Origin of the sequence: Sphingomonas sp. Leaf231, assembly GCF_001421995.1 — a bacterium.
GTDB lineage: Bacteria > Pseudomonadota > Alphaproteobacteria > Sphingomonadales > Sphingomonadaceae > Sphingomonas.
This window is the reverse complement of sequence record NZ_LMLS01000002.1, coordinates 701,542-718,558: the sequence shown is the minus strand read 5'-3', so window position 1 is coordinate 718,558 and position 17,017 is coordinate 701,542. Positions and strand designations below refer to the sequence as shown.

The window sequence follows — 17,017 nt, the reverse complement described above, 5'->3', positions numbered from 1 at the left end:
CCGGCGCATCCCTCCACAAAGCGCGGCACACCGATCGCGTTCCCGCAACTGGTCTTTGTTCTGAAAGACACGCGGCGTAAGCGCGCGCCATGACTGTCCGCCTGCTCCCGCTCGCCGCGCTGCTCGCCACGCTTTCCGCATGCGCCTTCCCCCACGATCCGCCCGCGCTGTCCGCGGTGACCACCCGCGCCGCGCCGGCCGCTACCGCCGCCACCGCCCAGCGCCCGTCCGTGACGATCCTCGTCTCGATCGACGGTTTCCGTCCCGACTATCTCGACCGCGGCGTCACGCCGCACCTGTCGCATCTCGCCGCGACCGGCGTGTCGGCGGCGATGCGCCCGTCCTTCCCGTCCAAGACCTTCCCCAACCACTGGACGCTCGTCACCGGGCTGGTCCCCGATCACCACGGCATCACCGCCAACAGCATGGAGGACGCCGCCCGCCCCGGTGAGACCTTCACCATGGCCACCGACGATCCGTTCTGGTGGAATGCCGCCGAACCGGTCTGGGTGACCGCCGAGCGCGCCGGCATCCGCACCGCGACGATGTTCTGGCCGGGTGCCAGCGTCGCCTGGGGCGGCACCCGCGCGGCGGCATGGCCGTACGAGACGACCGGCGGCACCCGCCCGTCCGACTGGCAGCAATATGCGGAGCCGGTGAACGATCGCCAGCGCGTCGATGCGTTGATCGACTGGCTGCGTCGCCCCGCCGCCACGCGCCCGCAGTTCCTGACGCTGTATTTCGAGGAGGTCGACACCGCCGGCCACCGCTTCGGCCCCGCCGACCCGCGCACCACGCAGTCGATCGCCAGCGTCGACGCCGCGATCGGCCGCCTGACCGCGGAGCTTGCCGGTCTGGGACAGCCCGCCAACCTCGTGATCGTCTCCGACCACGGCATGGCCCCCACCGACACCCGCCGCACCATCGCGCTCGACACGATCGTTCCCGCCACCGATGCGCGCGTGGTCGAGGCCGGCCCCTACGCCACGCTCGCCCCCCTGCCCGGCCGCGACGCCGCGGTCGCCGCCGCGCTGCTCCGCGCGCATCCGCACATGCAATGCTGGCGCAAGGCGCAGATCCCCGCCCGCTTCCGCTACGGCACCCACCCGCGCATCCCGCCGTACCTGTGCCTGGCCGAGGACGGCCCCGGCGGCGGCTGGACGATCGCGAAGACCGCGCCGACCGCGCAGGCGGCGGGCGGCAACCACGGCTTCGACAATGACGCGCCGGACATGCGCGCGCTGTTCATCGCCAGCGGCCCGGCGTTCCAGGCAGGCAAGCGCCTGCGCAGTTTCGATAATACCGCCATCGCCCCGCTGCTGCGCAACCTGCTCGGCCTGCCCGCCGGACCGGGGCTCGACGGCACAGACTCTCCGTTCCGCGGCGTCCTAACCGCTGGACCGGCGGCGCGCGCCCTGCCACACGGTGTCCGATGAAGGCCACCATCTTCCACAACCCGCGCTGCTCCACGTCGCGCGCGGCACTGGCATTGCTGAACGACGCGGGGGCCGATGTCACCGTCGTCGAATACCTGAAGACCCCGCCATCGCGCGACGAACTCGCCCGGCTGTGCGCGCGCGCCGGGGTCGCGCCGTCCGCGGCGCTGCGCAAGGACGCGCCCGCCGTCGCCAACGATGACGAGGCGCTGGACCTGATGGTGCGCGATCCTGCCACCATCCAGCGCCCGTTCGTCGAAACTGCCGCCGGCGTCGTGCTTGCGCGTCCGGCCGACCGCGTGCGCGACCTGCTGTGAGGCTTCCGGACGCCGCGCGCTGGCGCGTGGAACAGGCGACGCGCGCCTCCGTCGTCGTCGATGCCGACGATTATTTTCGCGCCGCGCGTCAGGCGATGCTGAACGCCCGGCACCAGATCCTGCTGGTCGGCTGGGATTTCGACGCGCGCATCCGCCTCGCATGGGACGACGATCATCCGGAGGCACCCGCCGACGTCGGTGACTTCATCACGTGGCTGGTAAAGCGCACGCCGGGGCTGCAAGTCCATATCCTGCGTTGGGATACCGGCGCGATGAAGACGCTGGGTCGCGGCAAGACGTTGTGGACGCTGCTGAAATGGCGCTGGCGGCAACCACGCATCCACCTGAAGCTCGATGGCCACCACCCGCTCGCCGCGTCGCAGCACCAGAAGATCGTCGTCATCGACGATTGCCTCGCCTTTTGCGGCGGCATCGACATGACCGACGAGCGTTGGGACACGCGTGAGCATCGTGACGACGATCCGCACCGCCGCTCGCCCAGCGGCCGCGCGTACAAGCCGTGGCACGACGTCACCACCGCGCTGCAAGGCCCGGTCGCCGTCGCGCTCGGCGAGCTGTGCCGCACCCGCTGGCAGATCGCCGGCGGCGCTCCGGTCGCGCCGCCGCCCGCGCGGGAGGGGACGTGCTGGCCCGAAAGCCTGACCGCGCAATTCACCGACATCGATGTCGCGATCTCGCGCAGCCAGCCCGAACATGACGGGCAGGAAGAGGTGCTGGAGATCGAGCAGCTCTACCTCGCGCTGATCGCGGGCGCGACGAAGCGCATCTACGCCGAAAGCCAGTATTTCGCCTCGCGTCGCATCGCGGAGGCGATCGCGAAGCGGCTGGCAGAGGATGATCCGCCGGAAATCGTCGTCATCAATCCCGTCACCGCGCAGGGGTGGCTGGAACCGTTGGCGATGGACACCGCGCGGGCGCGCCTGGTCGCCGAACTGAAGAAGCGCGATCGCCACGGCCGCTTCCGCATCTACCACCCGGTGACGAAGGGTGGCGGGCCGATCTACTGCCATGCCAAGGTGACGGTGATCGACGAGGTCGCGCTGCGCATCGGTTCGTCCAACTTCAACAACCGCTCGCTGCGGCTCGACACCGAATGCGACGTCACGATCACCGAGCAACCGGAGACGATCGCCGCGATCCGCGCCGATCTGCTTGCCGAACACCTCGACGCCGATCCGGCGGATGTCACCGCGCGGATCGAGCGCGATGGTCTGATCGCGACCATCGAGGCGCTGCGCGGCAGCGGCCGCACGCTGGTGCCCTATGAGATCGACGACCTGACCGGTGTCGAGAAATGGTTGGCCGACAACGAGGTGCTCGATCCCGAAGGACCGGGCGAGATGTTCGAGTCGTTCGAGAAACGCGGCCTGCTCCGCCGGCTGCGGCGACGGCGGCGGAAGTAAGCCGCCCGTCATCGCGAGCGAAGCGAAGCAATCCGGGGCGTCCCGCGCTACCTGCGCCACATCATGCCGCCGACAATGGCACTCACCCCGACGGCGACCCGTGGCGCGGGCATAATCCAAAGCCCGCGCCTCCCGACCCCGTCTGACTGCCGCATCCGGAGCGGGTCCACGGGCACGCCACGGTCCATGGTCCGCCAGCACGGCCCCTCGCCCACCCTCCCGAAACCCCCGCCCGAACCCCGAACCCGCAAACCGCATCTGGCATCCGCGCCCGCGCCCCGCTATGCGCCGCGCATGACCGCCATCACGCCACAGATCGTCGCCGACCACGGCCTGTCTCCCGAGGAATATGAGCGCGTGCTGGGCGCGCTCGGGCGCGAGCCGAACCTCGTCGAACTCGGCATCTTTTCGGTGATGTGGTCCGAACACTGCAGCTACAAGTCGAGCCGCATCCACTTGAAGAAGCTGCCGACCGAAGGGCCGCAGGTCATCTGCGGCCCGGGCGAGAATGCCGGCGTGATCGACATCGGTCCTGGTCCGGATGGCCGGGGCCAGGCCGCGATCTTCAAGATGGAGTCGCACAACCACCCGTCCTACATCGAACCGTATCAGGGCGCGGCGACCGGGGTCGGCGGCATCCTGCGCGACGTGTTCACGATGGGCGCGCGCCCGGTGGCGAACCTGAACGCGCTGCGTTTCGGCCGGCCCGACCATCCGAAGATGCGCCACCTGATCTCGGGCGTCGTCCACGGCATCGGCGGCTACGGCAATTGCGTCGGCGTGCCCACGGTCGGCGGGGAGGTGAACTTCCACCCCGCCTATGACGGCAACATCCTCGTCAATGCGATGACGGTCGGCGTCGCGGATACCGACAAGATCTTCTATTCCGCCGCCAGCGGGATCGGCAATCCGATCGTCTATGTCGGCAGCAAGACCGGGCGCGACGGTATCCACGGCGCGACCATGGCCTCGGCGGACTTCGGCGAGGATGCCGATGCCAAGCGCCCGACCGTGCAGGTCGGCGATCCCTTTACCGAGAAACTGCTGATCGAGGCGTGCCTCGAACTGATGGCCTCCGATGCGATCGTCGCCATCCAGGACATGGGCGCGGCCGGCCTCACCTCCTCCTCGGTCGAAATGGCCTCGAAGGGCGGCGTCGGCATCGAGCTGGTCATGGACGACGTGCCGCAGCGCGAAGCGGGCATGACACCGTACGAGATGATGCTCTCCGAGTCGCAGGAGCGGATGCTCATGGTCCTGAAGCCGGGCCGCGAGGATTTCGCGCGCGCGATCTTCGAAAAGTGGGAACTCGACTTCGCGATCATCGGCCATGTCACCGATACCGGGCGCATGGTGCTGAAATGGCGGGGCGAGACGGTGTGCGACATCCCGCTCGGGCCGCTCGCCGACGACGCGCCGCTCTACGATCGCCCGCATGTCCCGACGCCGGCCGCCAAGGCGCTGGTGAACGTGCCGGAGAGCAAGGACCCGGCCGCCGACCTGCTCGCGCTGATGGCCTCGCCCGATATCGCCAGCCGTCGCTGGATCTGGGAGCAATACGATCACATGGTCGGCGCCGACACCGTGCAGCGCCCCGGCGGCGACAGCGCGGTGGTGCGCGTCCACGGCACCGACAAGGCGCTGGCGATGACCACGGACTGTACCCCGCGCTATTGCTTCGCCGACCCGGTCGAGGGCGGCAAGCAGGCGGTGGCGGAGGCGTGGCGCAATCTGACCGCGGTCGGCGCGACCCCGCTGGCGATCACCAACTGCCTCAACTTCGCCAATCCGCAACGCCCGGAGATCATGGGCCAGATCGTCGGCTGCCTCGACGGCATGGCGCAGGCGTGCCGCGCGCTCGACTTCCCGATCGTCAGCGGCAACGTCAGCCTCTATAACGAATCGAAGGCGACCGGCGGTGGCTCGGCGATCCTGCCCACCCCGGCGATCGGCGGCGTCGGCCTGCTCAAGGACTGGCAGAAGAACGCCACGATTTCCTTCAAGCAGACCGGCGACATCATCGTCGTCGTCGGCACGCGGCGCGGCGACCTCGGCCAGTCGCTGTGGCTGCGCGAGCTGCACGGGCGCGAGGAAGGCCCGCCGCCGCGCGTCGACCTCGATCTGGAACGCCGCGCCGGCGACTTCATCCGCGCGCAGATCACCGCCGGGCATCTGGGCGCGGTTCACGACGTGTCGGACGGCGGCATCGCCGTGACGATCGCGGAGATGGCGCTGGCCGGCAATATCGGCGCGATGATCGATCGCGCGCTGCCGCACGATACCGCCGCCTCGCTGTTTGCCGAGGATCAGGGCGTGTACGTCGTGACCGTCCACGACCATGCGCTGCTCGACTTCCTGCAAGCCGCGCTCGACGCCAATGTCGAGGCCGAGCCGCTTGGCCGCACCATCGGTACGCGGATCATCTTCGAGCTGGCGGGCGGCGATTATTGCGTGCCGCTCGACGCGCTGCGCGCCGCACACGAAGGCTTCTTCCCCAAACTGATGGCGACCGAGGCGGCGCTATAGGCCGGTCTCACCGGGTGGAACGCGGCGACGGGCACGTCGCCGCGTTCGCCCCGACCGGCCGTCATCCTGTGCCCGACGGTTGTGGAGCCGGCCGGCGCGCCGCCCGACCGGTCGCGGACGTCGATCTCGCCCCGGCCCGCTCCGATGGCCGTGCGAACGATGCGACCGCGCCGACGCGCGCTCCACCGCTCGGCCGCGCTCCGCACCGCGAGGGTCGGCATGGCCAGCCCGTCGTCGCGATGTGCGCCGGCAAACGCCCAACGAACCGGTCGCGTTCGCCCCGCCATCCACGTGGTCCCGTCGCCATACAGGACTGCGCCCGTCGCATCCCCGGCCTGCGATGACCGAAGACTCGACACCTGTCCGCCCCACCCGCATCGTCGCGCTCGATTTCCTGCGCGGCGCGGCGTTGCTCGGCATCCTCGTCGCCAACCTGCCCGGCTATGCGCTGCCGGTCGCGGCTTATTTCTCTCCGGCGGCAGCGGGCGGGACCGCGCCCGCGGACATCGGGGTGTGGGCGCTCACCTTCGTGCTGGTCGAGGGCAAGATGCGCGGGCTGTTCGCCACGCTGTTCGGCGCATCGATGCTGCTCGTCGTCCAGCGCGCCGATGCGCGCGGCGACAATGGCGCGGCACTCCACCTGCGCCGCATGACGGCTCTTTTCGTCATGGGCTGCGCGCACCTGTATCTCGTCTGGAGCGGCGACATCCTCGCACTCTACGCGATGGTCGGCGCGGTCGCGCTGCTGTTCGCGGGCGCGCCGATGCGGCTGCTGCTGTTCGCCGCCGCCGCCGCCTTGCTGGTCGCGACGATCAACGGCCTCGCGATCGCCAGCCTCGGCGGCAACGTGCTGGAGGCGGTGTTCGGCCGCTCCACGCCCGCCGCGCTCGCGCGGGAAGTCGCGGCGCTGCGCGGATCGTGGGCCACCAACGTCGCATGGCGCTGGCACGAGGAGGCGGGACCGCTCACCGCCTTTCTCGCCAATGGGCCGGAAACGCTGGCCTATATGCTGCTGGGCATGGCGGGATTGCGTAGCGGCTTCCTGACCGGTGCATGGCCGCGTCGCCGCTACGCCATCGTCGCCGCGCTCGCGCTCGGTCTCACGCTGCCCGTCTATGCCATGCTGGCGTGGCGGACGATCACGCATGATTTCGCTGCGGGTGCGGTCGTCCTCGCCAGCTTCGTCGCCGCGCCGCTGCTCCGCCCGCTCGCCGTCGCGGGCGACGCCGCCGTCCTGCTGCTCGCGCTCGGCACGGGGCCGCTCAGCGGCCGTATCGCCGCGGCGGGTCGCGTGGCGCTCAGCAACTATCTGGCCTGCAGCATCGCCTTCACCGCCTTGTTCTACGGCTGGGGCGGCGGGCAGTTCGCGCGCTGGGACCGCTCGTCGCTGTACCTGCTGGTCGTGCCCGGCTGGGCGGCCATGCTATTATGGCCGCGCTGGTGGCTGGCGCGTTTCGCCCATGGGCCTGCGGAATGGCTGTGGCGCGCGGCTATCCGCGGCCACCTCGCCCCGCTTCATCGCACTTCTTGCGAGCGCGACGCAATTTAGCTTGCGATCCATTCGCATTATTGGCATGACACGACCATCGCCAAGGGAGTCCTTATGGTCGTCTGCGTCTGCAATGCGATACGCGAGTGTCAGGTTCGTGAAGCCGCCCGATCCGGCGCGACGACGGCCTGCCAGGCCTATCGATGCTTCGGTCGTCAGGCCAAGTGCGGACAATGCGTAGCGTTCGCACGAGAGATCATCGCTGACGAGCGCGCTGCGGCGTAACGTTCTCAATCAGCATTGACCTGGTTTACGGCTTCCAAGCCGCGCCCGACATCTGTATCCGGCCTTCATTCAATTGGAGGCCGTTACGATGAAGGGTGACCCGAAAGTCATCGAATTCCTGAACGAGTCGCTCAGGAACGAGCTGACCGCGATCAACCAATATTGGCTGCATTACCGCCTCTTCGATCACTGGGGCGTCTACAAGCTCGCCCAGTTCGAGCGGCACGAATCGATCGACGAGATGAAGCACGCCGACTGGCTGGCGGAGCGCATCCTGTTCCTCGACGGCCTGCCCAACTTCCAGCTGCTCGGTCGCCTGCGCATCGGCGAGACGGTCGAGGAGATCCTGAAGGCCGATCTCGCGATGGAGATCGAGGCGGTCGCGCAATTGAAGGCGGCGGTCGCCTATTGCGAGGAAGTGAAGGACTATGTCAGCCGCGAGCTGTTCGCGCGCATCCTCGCCAGCGAGGAGGAGCATGTCGACACGCTGGAGCGTCAGTTCGAGATGATCGAGCGGATGGGCATCCACAATTACATCCAGCTCAACTCGGTCAGCGAGCATGACAAGCCCGCCGCCGGCGCGGCACCCTACCTCAACGGCTGATGACGGATGCGGCGGGCGTGATGCCCGCCGCACCCCATCTACCCCGATTTACGCCCGAACCCCCCGCGCGCACGTGGCAGAGGGAGGGGCAGAGGGAGGGGCAGAGGGAGGGGCAGCGGCGGTGCCATCACCGCCGACGTCGGGGCCGCCACGACGGCAGCCGTGACGCCCGCCATCGGCGCGACGTCGCGCTCCAGCAACGCCAGCGTCTGCAACAACACCGGGCGCAGCGCGACGACGTCCTCGATCGCGTCCTGCGGCGAATCGTGATGTTCGATGCACGACCGCGCGTGATCCTCGATCTTCTCAGCCAGCGTCGCCAGCGCGTCGGCGCCGAACTGCCGCGCCTCTCCCTTTAGCGTATGCGCCGGGATCACCATCGCCACCGCATTGTCCCGCCGCACCGCTTCCTCCAGCGCGCATAGCGACTTGATGCCATCCTCGCGGAAGTAGCCGAGGATGCGCGCGAATCCGGTCCCCAGCTCGGCCCGGGCTCGCGCCAGCGTCGGCCCATCGACCAGATTGCTCGTTTCCACCGCCACCAACGTCTCCTGCTGCGGACTCCGCGGCGAAGACGTAGCGGCAACCGGTAAACGGCAGGTAAGCGGCTATTTCGCGAACGGGTTCTTGGGTGCGCGCAGCATCAGCCGCACCGGCACCGCACCGAACCCCAGTTCGCGGCGGATGCCGTTGATAAGATAGCGCTGATAGCTCATCGGCAGTTCGTCGACGCGCGTCCCGAACAGCACGAAACCGGGCGGACGCGTCTTGGCCTGCGTCAGGTAGCGCAGCTTGATGCGCTTGCCCCCCGGCGCGGGCGGCGGGTTGGCCTCGATCGCACGCTCGAACCAGCGGTTCAGCTCGCCGGTGCCGACACGCCGCGACCAGGCGGCGCGCGTCTCGAACGCCGCGGCCAGCAACTGGTCGATGCCCTTGCCGGTCGCCGCCGATACCGCCAGCAACGGCACGCCCTTCACCTGCGCCAGCCCCTCGTCCAGCGCCTTCTTGACGCCGTTGAACAGGCTGGAGGCATTTTCCGCCACGTCCCACTTGTTCAACGCGATCACCAGCGCACGGCCTTCTTCCAGCACGCGGTCCGCGATGCGCAGATCCTGCGCCTCCAGCCCCAGCGTCGCATCGAGCAGCAGGACGACCACCTCGGCGAAATCCACCGCGTGCAGCGCGTCGGCCACCGACAGCTTCTCGAGCTTGTCCTGCACCTTGGCGCGCTTGCGCATCCCGGCGGTGTCGATCAGTCGCACGTCGCGCGGGCCGTCGATCGAACCATGCCACACCCAGTCGACCGAGATCGAGTCGCGCGTGATACCGGCTTCCGGCCCGGTAATCATCCGGTCCTCGCCCAGCATCCGGTTGACCAACGTCGACTTGCCCGCGTTCGGCCGCCCGACGATCGCCAGCTTCAGCGGCGCATCGAGTTCGTCGACATACGGCTCGTGCTCTTCCTCGACCTGCAATGGCTCCAGATGCGGCAGCAGCGATTCGAACAGATCGACCACACCCTCGCCATGCTCGGCGGAAAACGGCACCGGATCACCAAAGCCCAGCGCCATCGCCTCGTACACGCCCGATTCGCCCGCGCGCCCCTCGGCCTTGTTGGCCAGCACGATCACGGGGGTGTCGGCGCTGCGCAGCCAGCGTGCGATCTCTTCGTCCAGCGGCACGATCCCGGCCCGCGAATCGATCACGAACAGTGCGACGTCGGCGTCGTCGACCGCCGCCTGGGTCTGCTGGCGCATCCGGCCCGGCAACGTCTCCGGATCCTCGTCCTCATAGCCCGCGGTATCGACGACGCGAAATTCCAGCCCGAGCAGGTGCGCGTCACCCTCGCGCCGGTCGCGCGTGACGCCGGGCCGGTCGTCGACCAGCGCCAGCCGCTTGCCGACCAGACGATTGAACAGCGTCGACTTGCCGACATTGGGACGGCCGACGATCGCGACGATGGGAAGACGGGACATGCGCGTGACCTAATGATTTATCGGCAAGGGCGATAGTGCACACACGCCGTCGCCCCGGCGAAGGGGATGACGGGATACACGATCCAACGCCGGATCGCCTGCCCGTCGTGCAGGTTGCGGCGATCTCCGTCGGCGCGGGGCGCGACGTCCGCCGCGTCGACGCCACCCGCCGCGACCGCCGCTTGGGACGCCGGGCGGATATACGCCCCTCACCCCGCCACGGGAAAGCGAAGACCCGTCCGGCGGCGGAGAAGGAATGACCGGCGCGTCACCGCCAGGCGGTGATGACGCCCTTTTCGTCCAGCGTGTACAGCGTCTGGTTGGCCACGATCGGTCCCAGCGAGAATTCGCTGCCCGCCTCGATCGTCGTCTGGACGCTGCCGTCGATCGCGGAGGCGCTGACCATCTCGCCGCGCGAATTGGTCATCCACAGCCGGTCGCCGGCCAGCACCGGGCCGAACCAGTTATACGGGTCGCTGCGCTTTTCCTCGTTCTTGAACGCGCGCAGCTGGCTGACCCAGCGCAGCTTGCCGTTGGCGCGCGACAGGCACACCAGCCGCGCATCGTCGGTCACCACGAAAATCCACTCGCCCGCCACCCAGGGGGTCGAGATGCTGGCGAGGTTCTGCTCCCACATCCGCTGCCCGGTGGCGATCTCCAGCGCGACCATCCGGCCGCCCTGCCCGACCGCGTAAGCACGGCCGTCCTCGATCACCGGATCGGCGTCGATGTCCGCCAGGCTCGACACCGACGTCGTGATCGAGGTGCGCGACAACGCATCCTGCCACAACGTCCGCCCATTCTCGTAGCGATAGGCGTTCAGCTCGCCGCTCGAAAAGCCTGCGACCACCGTACCGGAACTGGCCGCCGGCGCCGCGACGCCGAACACGCCCTGCGTTTCCAGACTTGCCGATTGCGTCCACACGACCTTGCCGTCGGCCTGCCCCAGCGCGAAGATCTGATTGTCCTGGCTCAGGACATAGACCTGCCCGTTGGCCACCGTGGGCGCACCGCGCAACGGCCCGCCCGGCTTGGCGCGCCACACGATGCTGCCATCGGCGGCGTTCACCGCGACGACATCGCCCAGCCCGTCGGTGCTGTACAGCTTCCCCTCGTCATAGCTCACCCCGCCGCCGAACCGCGCGGAGCGATTCTCGTCGTTCTCGGGCAGCGCACGCGTCCACAGCTTGGCGCCGGTATCGGCGGCGAAGGCGTGGAGCGTGGCATCGACGTCGACCGCGAACAGCTTGTTCTCGGCGATCACCGGCCCGGCGGCCAGCCGCGCGCGGTTGCTGCCGCCGTTGATCTGCGCGGTCCACACCTTGGCCGGCGTGGCGGACGCGATCAGCAGATGGCCCATCGACTTGGCGGCATTGCCGCCCGGTTGCGACCAGGCATCGTTGGCGACGCCCACCGGCAAGGTCACCGGCACGTTCTCCAGTCCCTTGTCGACCGTCGCCTGATTCTCGGACATCAGGATCGGCACTCGCTGGCCGATCGTCGGCGTCTTCTTGGGCGAACCCTTGAAGATGCCGCAGCCGCTCAATCCCACCAGCGCGGCGAGCGCCAGGCCGGTCGCCACCCGTGTCGTCATCGCGTCGTCACACCTTTGTTGCCGGCCGAAGCGGCCTTCGCGCCGGGCGTCGTGCCGGCGGTCTTGTCATCCAATACGCCCGCCATCTGAACCGCGCGTTGACGTATCGAGCCCGGCACCTGCTGGTCGGCGGCGATCCGCGCGAACACCTGTCCGGCCAGATCGCGGCGGCCCTGTTGCAGGTATGCGGCCGCCATCAACTCGCCCGCGCTGCCCAGCCACGGGTTGCCCGACACCGCCAGCGGACGCATCCGCTCCACGACCACTTCGGGCTTCACCGCATCGAACTCGGCGCTGGTCTGACGGATCGTCGCAAGATCGCGGAACGGCTGCGCCACCGACGAATCCTGCGCCACGCCCGCGAACTTGGCGGCGGCACCCTTCAGGTCGTTCTTCTGCAACAGGATGTCGGCCTGGGTGAAGATCGCCAGCACCCGGTATCCGTCGCGGCCCGACTGCGTCAGTGCAGCCAGCGGCTCCGCCGCCGCCCTGGTGTCGTTCGACGCCAGCGCGTCATAGGCGATCTGCAATTGCTCGCCCTCGCGCCCGGCGGCCTGTTCGCGGCGATGTTGCCAGAACAGGACCGCCGCCAGCGCGATCAACGCGACGACGACGCCCGCGATCATCGCCACGCCATAGCGCCGCCACACGTGGATCGCCTGGTCGCGACGCAGCTCGTCGTCGACCTCGCGCAGGAACGCTTCATTGTTTTGCGGCGTCAGGGCCACCGAATACTCCGGGCTATACGGAAAACGACTGGCGTGTAGCCGCTCGCCCGACGAAACGAAAGGGCCGCTCAATCCCGCGGCGCGTACAGTTGCTCCGCGCCGGGAAAGCTCCGGTCGCGCACCTCGCCGGCGAATCGCTCCGCCCGCTCCGCCACGAACGCCGCCATGTCGCCATATCGCTTCACGAAGCGCGGCGTCCGCTCGAACAGGCCCAGCATGTCCTCGGCGACCAGCACCTGACCGTCGCAACGTGCCGAAGCGCCGATCCCGATCGTCGGGATCGCGACCGCGTCGGTGATCGCCGCCGCGACGGGCTCCACCACCCCCTCGATCACCAGCGCAAACGCGCCCGCGCCTGCCACCGCGTGCGCATCCGCGACGATTTTCTGCGCTTCGTCCGCGCTGCGTCCGCGCGCGCCATAGCCACCCAACGCGTTTACCGCCTGTGGCGTCAAACCTATATGTCCGACAATAGGGATACCTCGCTCGACCAGGAAGGCGATGGTCGACGCCATCGCCGTCCCGCCCTCCAGCTTCAGCGCCGCGGCACCGGTCTGCTTCATCAACAGCGCAGCATTTTCAAAGGCCTGTGCGGGTGATGCTTCGTAACTGCCGAACGGCATGTCGACCACCACGGTGGCATGATGGCTGCCCCGCACCACCGCCGCGCCGTGCGCCGCCATCATCTCCAGCGTGACGGGCACCGTCGACGGCAAACCGTAGATGACCTGCCCCAGGCTATCGCCGACCAGCAGCATGTCGCAATGCGCGTCCATCAGCTGCGCCATGCGCACCGTATACGCGGTCAGCATGACCAGCGGCGCGCCGGTGCCGGCTGCGATCGCGGCCTTGCGAGCGCGAATAGCGGGCACGGTCAATCGCTTCATCGGTGCGGAGACGGGGGTGGCGCGGCTGGTCGCCGCATCGATCGTGAAGGTCGTGGACATGGTGGCAGTGCTACGCCAGTGCGTTCAAACGATCCACCCGCGTCGACGCGCAAGGTGCGCCAGTTGCAACGCCAGCGCGCCGATGGCGAGGATCAGCAGCGGAAAATACAGCACGAACGGGCCCTTGACCGCGATGATGTCCGTCATCGCGAACATCCAGCCGAACTGGATCATCACCGCGACCAGCGACACCGTCAGCAGCGGCACGGCATGGCGCGACCGCAGCATCAGTGCGATCGCGCCCAGCAGCATCGTGCCGGTCGCGATCGCGTAGTCGAGCCGGTACCACCACGGCAGCCCATCGAAAAGTGCACGATCATAGTCGCTTGCCGCGCCCATCGCCGCCGCGCCCTGCGTCAGCTGCGACACGCATGCCCACACGCCCAGCGCGCCCCACAACAGCAGCACGCCCGTCACGATGCGGTACCACCACGGTCCGCGCCCCGCCCGTATGCCGATGCCGATCCGATCCTTGTTCATCGCTCAATGCGTAGCCGCGTCGGGCGACGGCGGCGACTGGTAATCGGCCATCCGCGCCAGTTCGTCGGGCTGCAACAGCGTCACCTCGCGGCCGATCAGCGCGATCAGCTCCTGCTGGCGCATCGCCTGCAGCGTGCGGTTGACGTGGACGCTGGTCAGCCCCAGCAGGTCGGCGAGCATCTCCTGCGTCAGCGGCATCTGGAACGACTGCTCGCTCACCAGCCCCACCGGCAGCAACCGCCCGCGCACCTCCAGCAACAGTTGCGCGAACCGCTCGATCGCCGACTGGCGTCCCAGCCGGGCGGTGGCATCCAGCAGGTGGTGGAGGGTCAGCGTCGCGTGACGTCGCAGCGCGTCGTCGAACACTGCGGGATCGGGCGTGCGCAGGCCGTCCAGGTCGATCAACGTCGCGGTGCTCAGCGCGACGATCGTCGCGGGATAGGGCGACCGGCGGTCGAGCACGATCGGGTCGCCGGGCAGGAACAGATGCTGGATCTGCCGCCGGCCGTCGACGAAATGTCGGACATATGCGGCCCACCCCGATCGCAAAGCCACCACCCCCACCGGCCACTCCCCGCCATGGACGATTTCGCGCCGCGCGCGCACGGTCCGCGCCGCGAATCGCCGTGTCCGGATGCCGATGGCTTCGGCTAGTCCGGGGGATAGCAGGTCGAGGCGATGACGCACCGGATCGCCGGCGGCGATGGTCACGCGTCTTGACGCACCATCATCGATCGGCGCGGAGGACGGTACCGCCCGCGTCATGACGACGGGCGCGGTGGCGCCGCACGGCCTGCAATGTTGAAGTCGGCGGCTGGTGCCATCCCTTCCCCCTCTTCGGGAAACGGGCATCTTGCCTCTGCGAAGGCGCTCGCGCTTCGCAGGGTCACACCACATCGTTCCCGAACCCGTACTATAACAGGTTAAAGTACGGGACCGGAGGGATTTTTCCTGATTGTAACTCTTGGTCGGGGCGACAGGATTCGAACCTGCGACCCCCACACCCCCAGTGTGATGCGCTACCAGGCTGCGCTACGCCCCGACCGAGGGGGCGCCTCTACGCCCGGTCGCGGCGCGATGCAAGCGGGTAGGACGCCACGCCTGCGGTCACGCGACCGCAGGCGTGTTGCGCGCGCCGCGCCGCGATGATAGCGGCTGCGGCTTCGCGCGGCCGTATCCCGGCCGCCCAACGGTCATGCACGGAAACCGATGCTTATCTCTCCCGCTTATGCGCAGACCGCCAGCGGCGCCGCCCAGGGTGGCGGCCTTGCCGGCTTCATCAGCCTCGCGCCGCTGCTCCTTGTCTTCGTCGTTTTCTATTTCCTGATGATTCGCCCGCAACAAAGCCGGATGAAGGCGTTGCAGGCGGCGGTCGCCGGGGTGAAGAAGGGCGACTCGGTCGTGACCGCCGGCGGACTGGTCGGCAAGGTCACGAAGGTAGAGGACGCCTTCATCGAGGTCGAGATCGCGCCGAATACGCGTGTGCGTGTGGTGAAGGCGACGCTGGCGGAAATCACTCCGCTGGGCGGCAAGCCGGCGAACGACTGACATGCTGGACTTTCCCCGCTGGAAGGTCGTGAGCATCTGGCTGCTGCTCGCGGTGCTGGTATCGCTGTCGATCCCGACGTTCCTTCCCGAGCGCTTGACGAACGGCTGGGGCTTCCACGTGCCGCGCGTCAACAAGGGGCTGGACCTCGCCGGCGGCAGTTACCTGCTGCTGGAGGCGGATACCAACGACGTCGCCACCGCGCGGGTCGAGGCGATGCGCGAGCAGGTGCAGACCGAGATGCGCCGCCAGAACCCGCGGATCGAGATCGGCGAGATCTCCGGCCGCGGCGGTCAATTGTCCTTCCTGCTGCGCAACCCTGCGCAGGTCGACGCCGCACGCGAACGCCTGCTCCAGATCACCGGCACCGGTGCCGGGATGACCGGGCAGCGGCAGTGGGACATCCAGGTCGTGGATACCAGCCGCTTCGTCCTCACCCCCACCGCCGCCGGCCTGACGCAGGCGATCGAGACTGCGATGGGCGACGCGACCGAGGTTGTACGCCGGCGCATCGATGAAATGGGCACGCGCGAGCCGACCATCGTCCGTCAGGGCAGCAACCGCATCGTGGTGCAGGTGCCCGGGCTTCAGGATCCGCAGGCGCTGAAGGACCTGCTCGGCAAGACGGCCAAGCTCGAATTCAAGCTGGTCGATCTGAACGCCGATCCGCAGGCACTGGCCAAGGGCCAGGCACCGGCCGGCGACCAGATCCTGCCCTACCCCAACAATCCCTCGGGCATTCCGTTGATCGCGGTGAAGCGCCAGACGATCATCACCGGCGACATGCTGAGCGATGCGCGTCAGGAGTTCGAGCCGCAGACCAATGCGCCGCAGGTGGCGATCACCTTCGACAGCCAGGGCGGTCGCCGCTTCGCGCGCGCCACGCAGGAAAACGTCGGCAAGCCGTTTGCGATCATCATCGACAACGCCGTCATCTCCGCCCCCAACATCAACGAACCGATCATGGGCGGCCGGGCCTCGATCAGCGGCGGCTTCACGGTCGAAAGCGCGAACCAGCTCGCGATCGCGCTACGCTCGGGCAAGCTGCCGGTCGACCTGAAGATCGTCGAGGAGTCGACCGTCGGCCCGGATCTCGGTGCCGATTCGATCCGGGCCGGCATCCTCGCCTCCGCGGTCGCGGTGGCGCTGGTCGTCGCGTTCATGCTGGTCACTTATGGCCGGTTCGGCGTCTATGCGAACCTGGCAGTCGTCATCAACGTGTTCGTGATCCTGGGCGTCATGGCGCTCATCAACGGCACGCTGACGCTGCCGGGCATCGCGGGATTCGTGCTGACGATCGGCACCGCCGTCGACGCCAACGTGCTTATTAACGAGCGCATCCGCGAGGAGCGGCATCGTGGACGCAACGTGGTGCAGGCGGTGGAGCTGGGCTATAAGGAGGCCAGCCGCACGATCTTCGAGGCGAACGTGACGCACGCGATTTCGGGGATCATCATGTTCGTGCTCGGCTCCGGCCCGGTAAAGGGGTTCGCGGTCGTTTTGCTGATCGGCATCGCCACCAGCGTGTTCACCGCCGTCACCTTCACGCGCATGCTGGTCGCGGGCTGGCTGCGCCGCACCAAGCCGAAGACGATCAACATATGACACACCAACCGTCATGCCGGCGGACGTCGGCAATTCCCGGCACCGGGATGGCGCGTTTTG

16 protein-coding genes and 1 tRNA gene are annotated in these 17,017 nt (G+C 68.4%); 9 read left to right on the top strand and 8 right to left on the bottom strand.

The window, feature by feature from the left end; all coding sequences use genetic code 11:
- Positions 1–89 precede the first annotated feature (89 nt).
- The 7 genes from ASE95_RS09645 (at position 90) to bfr (ending at position 8,081) form a co-directional block, all read left to right on the top strand.
- A complete protein-coding gene (locus ASE95_RS09645; protein ID WP_056635008.1) occupies positions 90–1,436 on the top strand; it encodes an alkaline phosphatase family protein in 1,347 nt (448 codons plus the stop codon).
- Positions 1,433–1,753 carry an ArsC/Spx/MgsR family protein gene (locus ASE95_RS09640; RefSeq protein WP_056635006.1) on the top strand — a complete coding sequence of 107 codons (321 nt, stop codon included), beginning with the start codon at positions 1,433–1,435 and terminating at the stop codon, positions 1,751–1,753. Before ASE95_RS09645 ends, ASE95_RS09640 begins: the two co-directional genes overlap by 4 nt.
- On the top strand, positions 1,750–3,177 hold the full coding sequence (locus ASE95_RS09635) for a phospholipase D-like domain-containing protein (RefSeq protein WP_056635003.1): 1,428 nt from the start codon (positions 1,750–1,752) through the stop codon (positions 3,175–3,177). Before ASE95_RS09640 ends, ASE95_RS09635 begins: the two co-directional genes overlap by 4 nt.
- A gap of 294 nt (positions 3,178–3,471) precedes the next feature.
- Positions 3,472–5,703 carry a phosphoribosylformylglycinamidine synthase subunit PurL gene (gene purL, locus ASE95_RS09630; protein WP_056634999.1) on the top strand — a complete coding sequence of 744 codons (2,232 nt, stop codon included), beginning with the start codon at positions 3,472–3,474 and terminating at the stop codon, positions 5,701–5,703.
- Between the two features lie 340 nt (positions 5,704–6,043).
- The gene (locus ASE95_RS09625; RefSeq protein ID WP_056634997.1) at positions 6,044–7,252 is read left to right on the top strand and encodes a DUF418 domain-containing protein; all 1,209 of its coding nucleotides are present in this window, start codon (positions 6,044–6,046) and stop codon (positions 7,250–7,252) included.
- Positions 7,253–7,306: 54 nt separating this feature from the next.
- Positions 7,307–7,477: a (2Fe-2S)-binding protein gene (locus ASE95_RS18270; protein ID WP_082450032.1), complete on the top strand. Its 171-nt coding sequence runs from the start codon at positions 7,307–7,309 to the stop codon at positions 7,475–7,477.
- 88 nt (positions 7,478–7,565) lie between these two features.
- Positions 7,566–8,081 (top strand): bacterioferritin, encoded by a 516-nt coding sequence (gene bfr / locus ASE95_RS09620; protein WP_056634995.1) that lies wholly within the window; start codon positions 7,566–7,568, stop codon positions 8,079–8,081.
- A 38-nt stretch (positions 8,082–8,119) separates the two neighbouring features.
- Here bfr and ASE95_RS09615 read toward each other — a convergent pair whose 3' ends face one another.
- The 8 genes from ASE95_RS09615 to ASE95_RS09580 all read right to left on the bottom strand — a co-directional run bounded on the left by ASE95_RS09615 (position 8,120) and on the right by ASE95_RS09580 (position 14,848).
- On the bottom strand, positions 8,120–8,623 hold the full coding sequence (locus ASE95_RS09615; RefSeq protein WP_156347951.1) for an Hpt domain-containing protein: 504 nt from the start codon (positions 8,621–8,623) through the stop codon (positions 8,120–8,122).
- Positions 8,624–8,689: 66 nt separating this feature from the next.
- Positions 8,690–10,057, bottom strand: coding sequence for a ribosome biogenesis GTPase Der (gene der / locus ASE95_RS09610; RefSeq protein WP_056634994.1), 1,368 nt, complete (start codon positions 10,055–10,057; stop codon positions 8,690–8,692).
- A 268-nt stretch (positions 10,058–10,325) separates the two neighbouring features.
- On the bottom strand, positions 10,326–11,651 hold the full coding sequence (locus tag ASE95_RS09605; protein ID WP_056634991.1) for a PQQ-like beta-propeller repeat protein: 1,326 nt from the start codon (positions 11,649–11,651) through the stop codon (positions 10,326–10,328).
- Positions 11,648–12,379 carry a tetratricopeptide repeat protein gene (locus tag ASE95_RS09600; RefSeq protein WP_056634989.1) on the bottom strand — a complete coding sequence of 244 codons (732 nt, stop codon included), beginning with the start codon at positions 12,377–12,379 and terminating at the stop codon, positions 11,648–11,650. Before ASE95_RS09600 ends, ASE95_RS09605 begins: the two co-directional genes overlap by 4 nt.
- 68 nt (positions 12,380–12,447) lie before the next feature.
- Positions 12,448–13,326, bottom strand: a complete 879-nt coding sequence (gene panB / locus ASE95_RS09595; protein WP_056634986.1) for a 3-methyl-2-oxobutanoate hydroxymethyltransferase — start codon at positions 13,324–13,326, stop codon at positions 12,448–12,450.
- 24 nt (positions 13,327–13,350) lie between these two features.
- Positions 13,351–13,806, bottom strand: coding sequence for a hypothetical protein (locus ASE95_RS09590; RefSeq protein ID WP_056634981.1), 456 nt, complete (start codon positions 13,804–13,806; stop codon positions 13,351–13,353).
- A gap of 3 nt (positions 13,807–13,809) precedes the next feature.
- Complete coding sequence (locus tag ASE95_RS09585; protein WP_056634979.1) at positions 13,810–14,517, bottom strand: Crp/Fnr family transcriptional regulator; 708 nt, start codon at positions 14,515–14,517, stop codon at positions 13,810–13,812.
- 254 nt (positions 14,518–14,771) lie between these two features.
- Positions 14,772–14,848 (bottom strand) — tRNA-Pro (locus ASE95_RS09580).
- Between the two features lie 167 nt (positions 14,849–15,015).
- Between ASE95_RS09580 and yajC the strand changes: the two genes are divergently transcribed.
- Together yajC and secD are read left to right on the top strand one after the other, a co-directional pair.
- The gene (gene yajC / locus ASE95_RS09575; RefSeq protein WP_056634977.1) at positions 15,016–15,354 is read left to right on the top strand and encodes a preprotein translocase subunit YajC; all 339 of its coding nucleotides are present in this window, start codon (positions 15,016–15,018) and stop codon (positions 15,352–15,354) included.
- A 1-nt stretch (position 15,355) separates the two neighbouring features.
- Positions 15,356–16,957 carry a protein translocase subunit SecD gene (gene secD / locus ASE95_RS09570; protein WP_056634974.1) on the top strand — a complete coding sequence of 534 codons (1,602 nt, stop codon included), beginning with the start codon at positions 15,356–15,358 and terminating at the stop codon, positions 16,955–16,957.
- Positions 16,958–17,017: the final 60 nt, after the last annotated feature.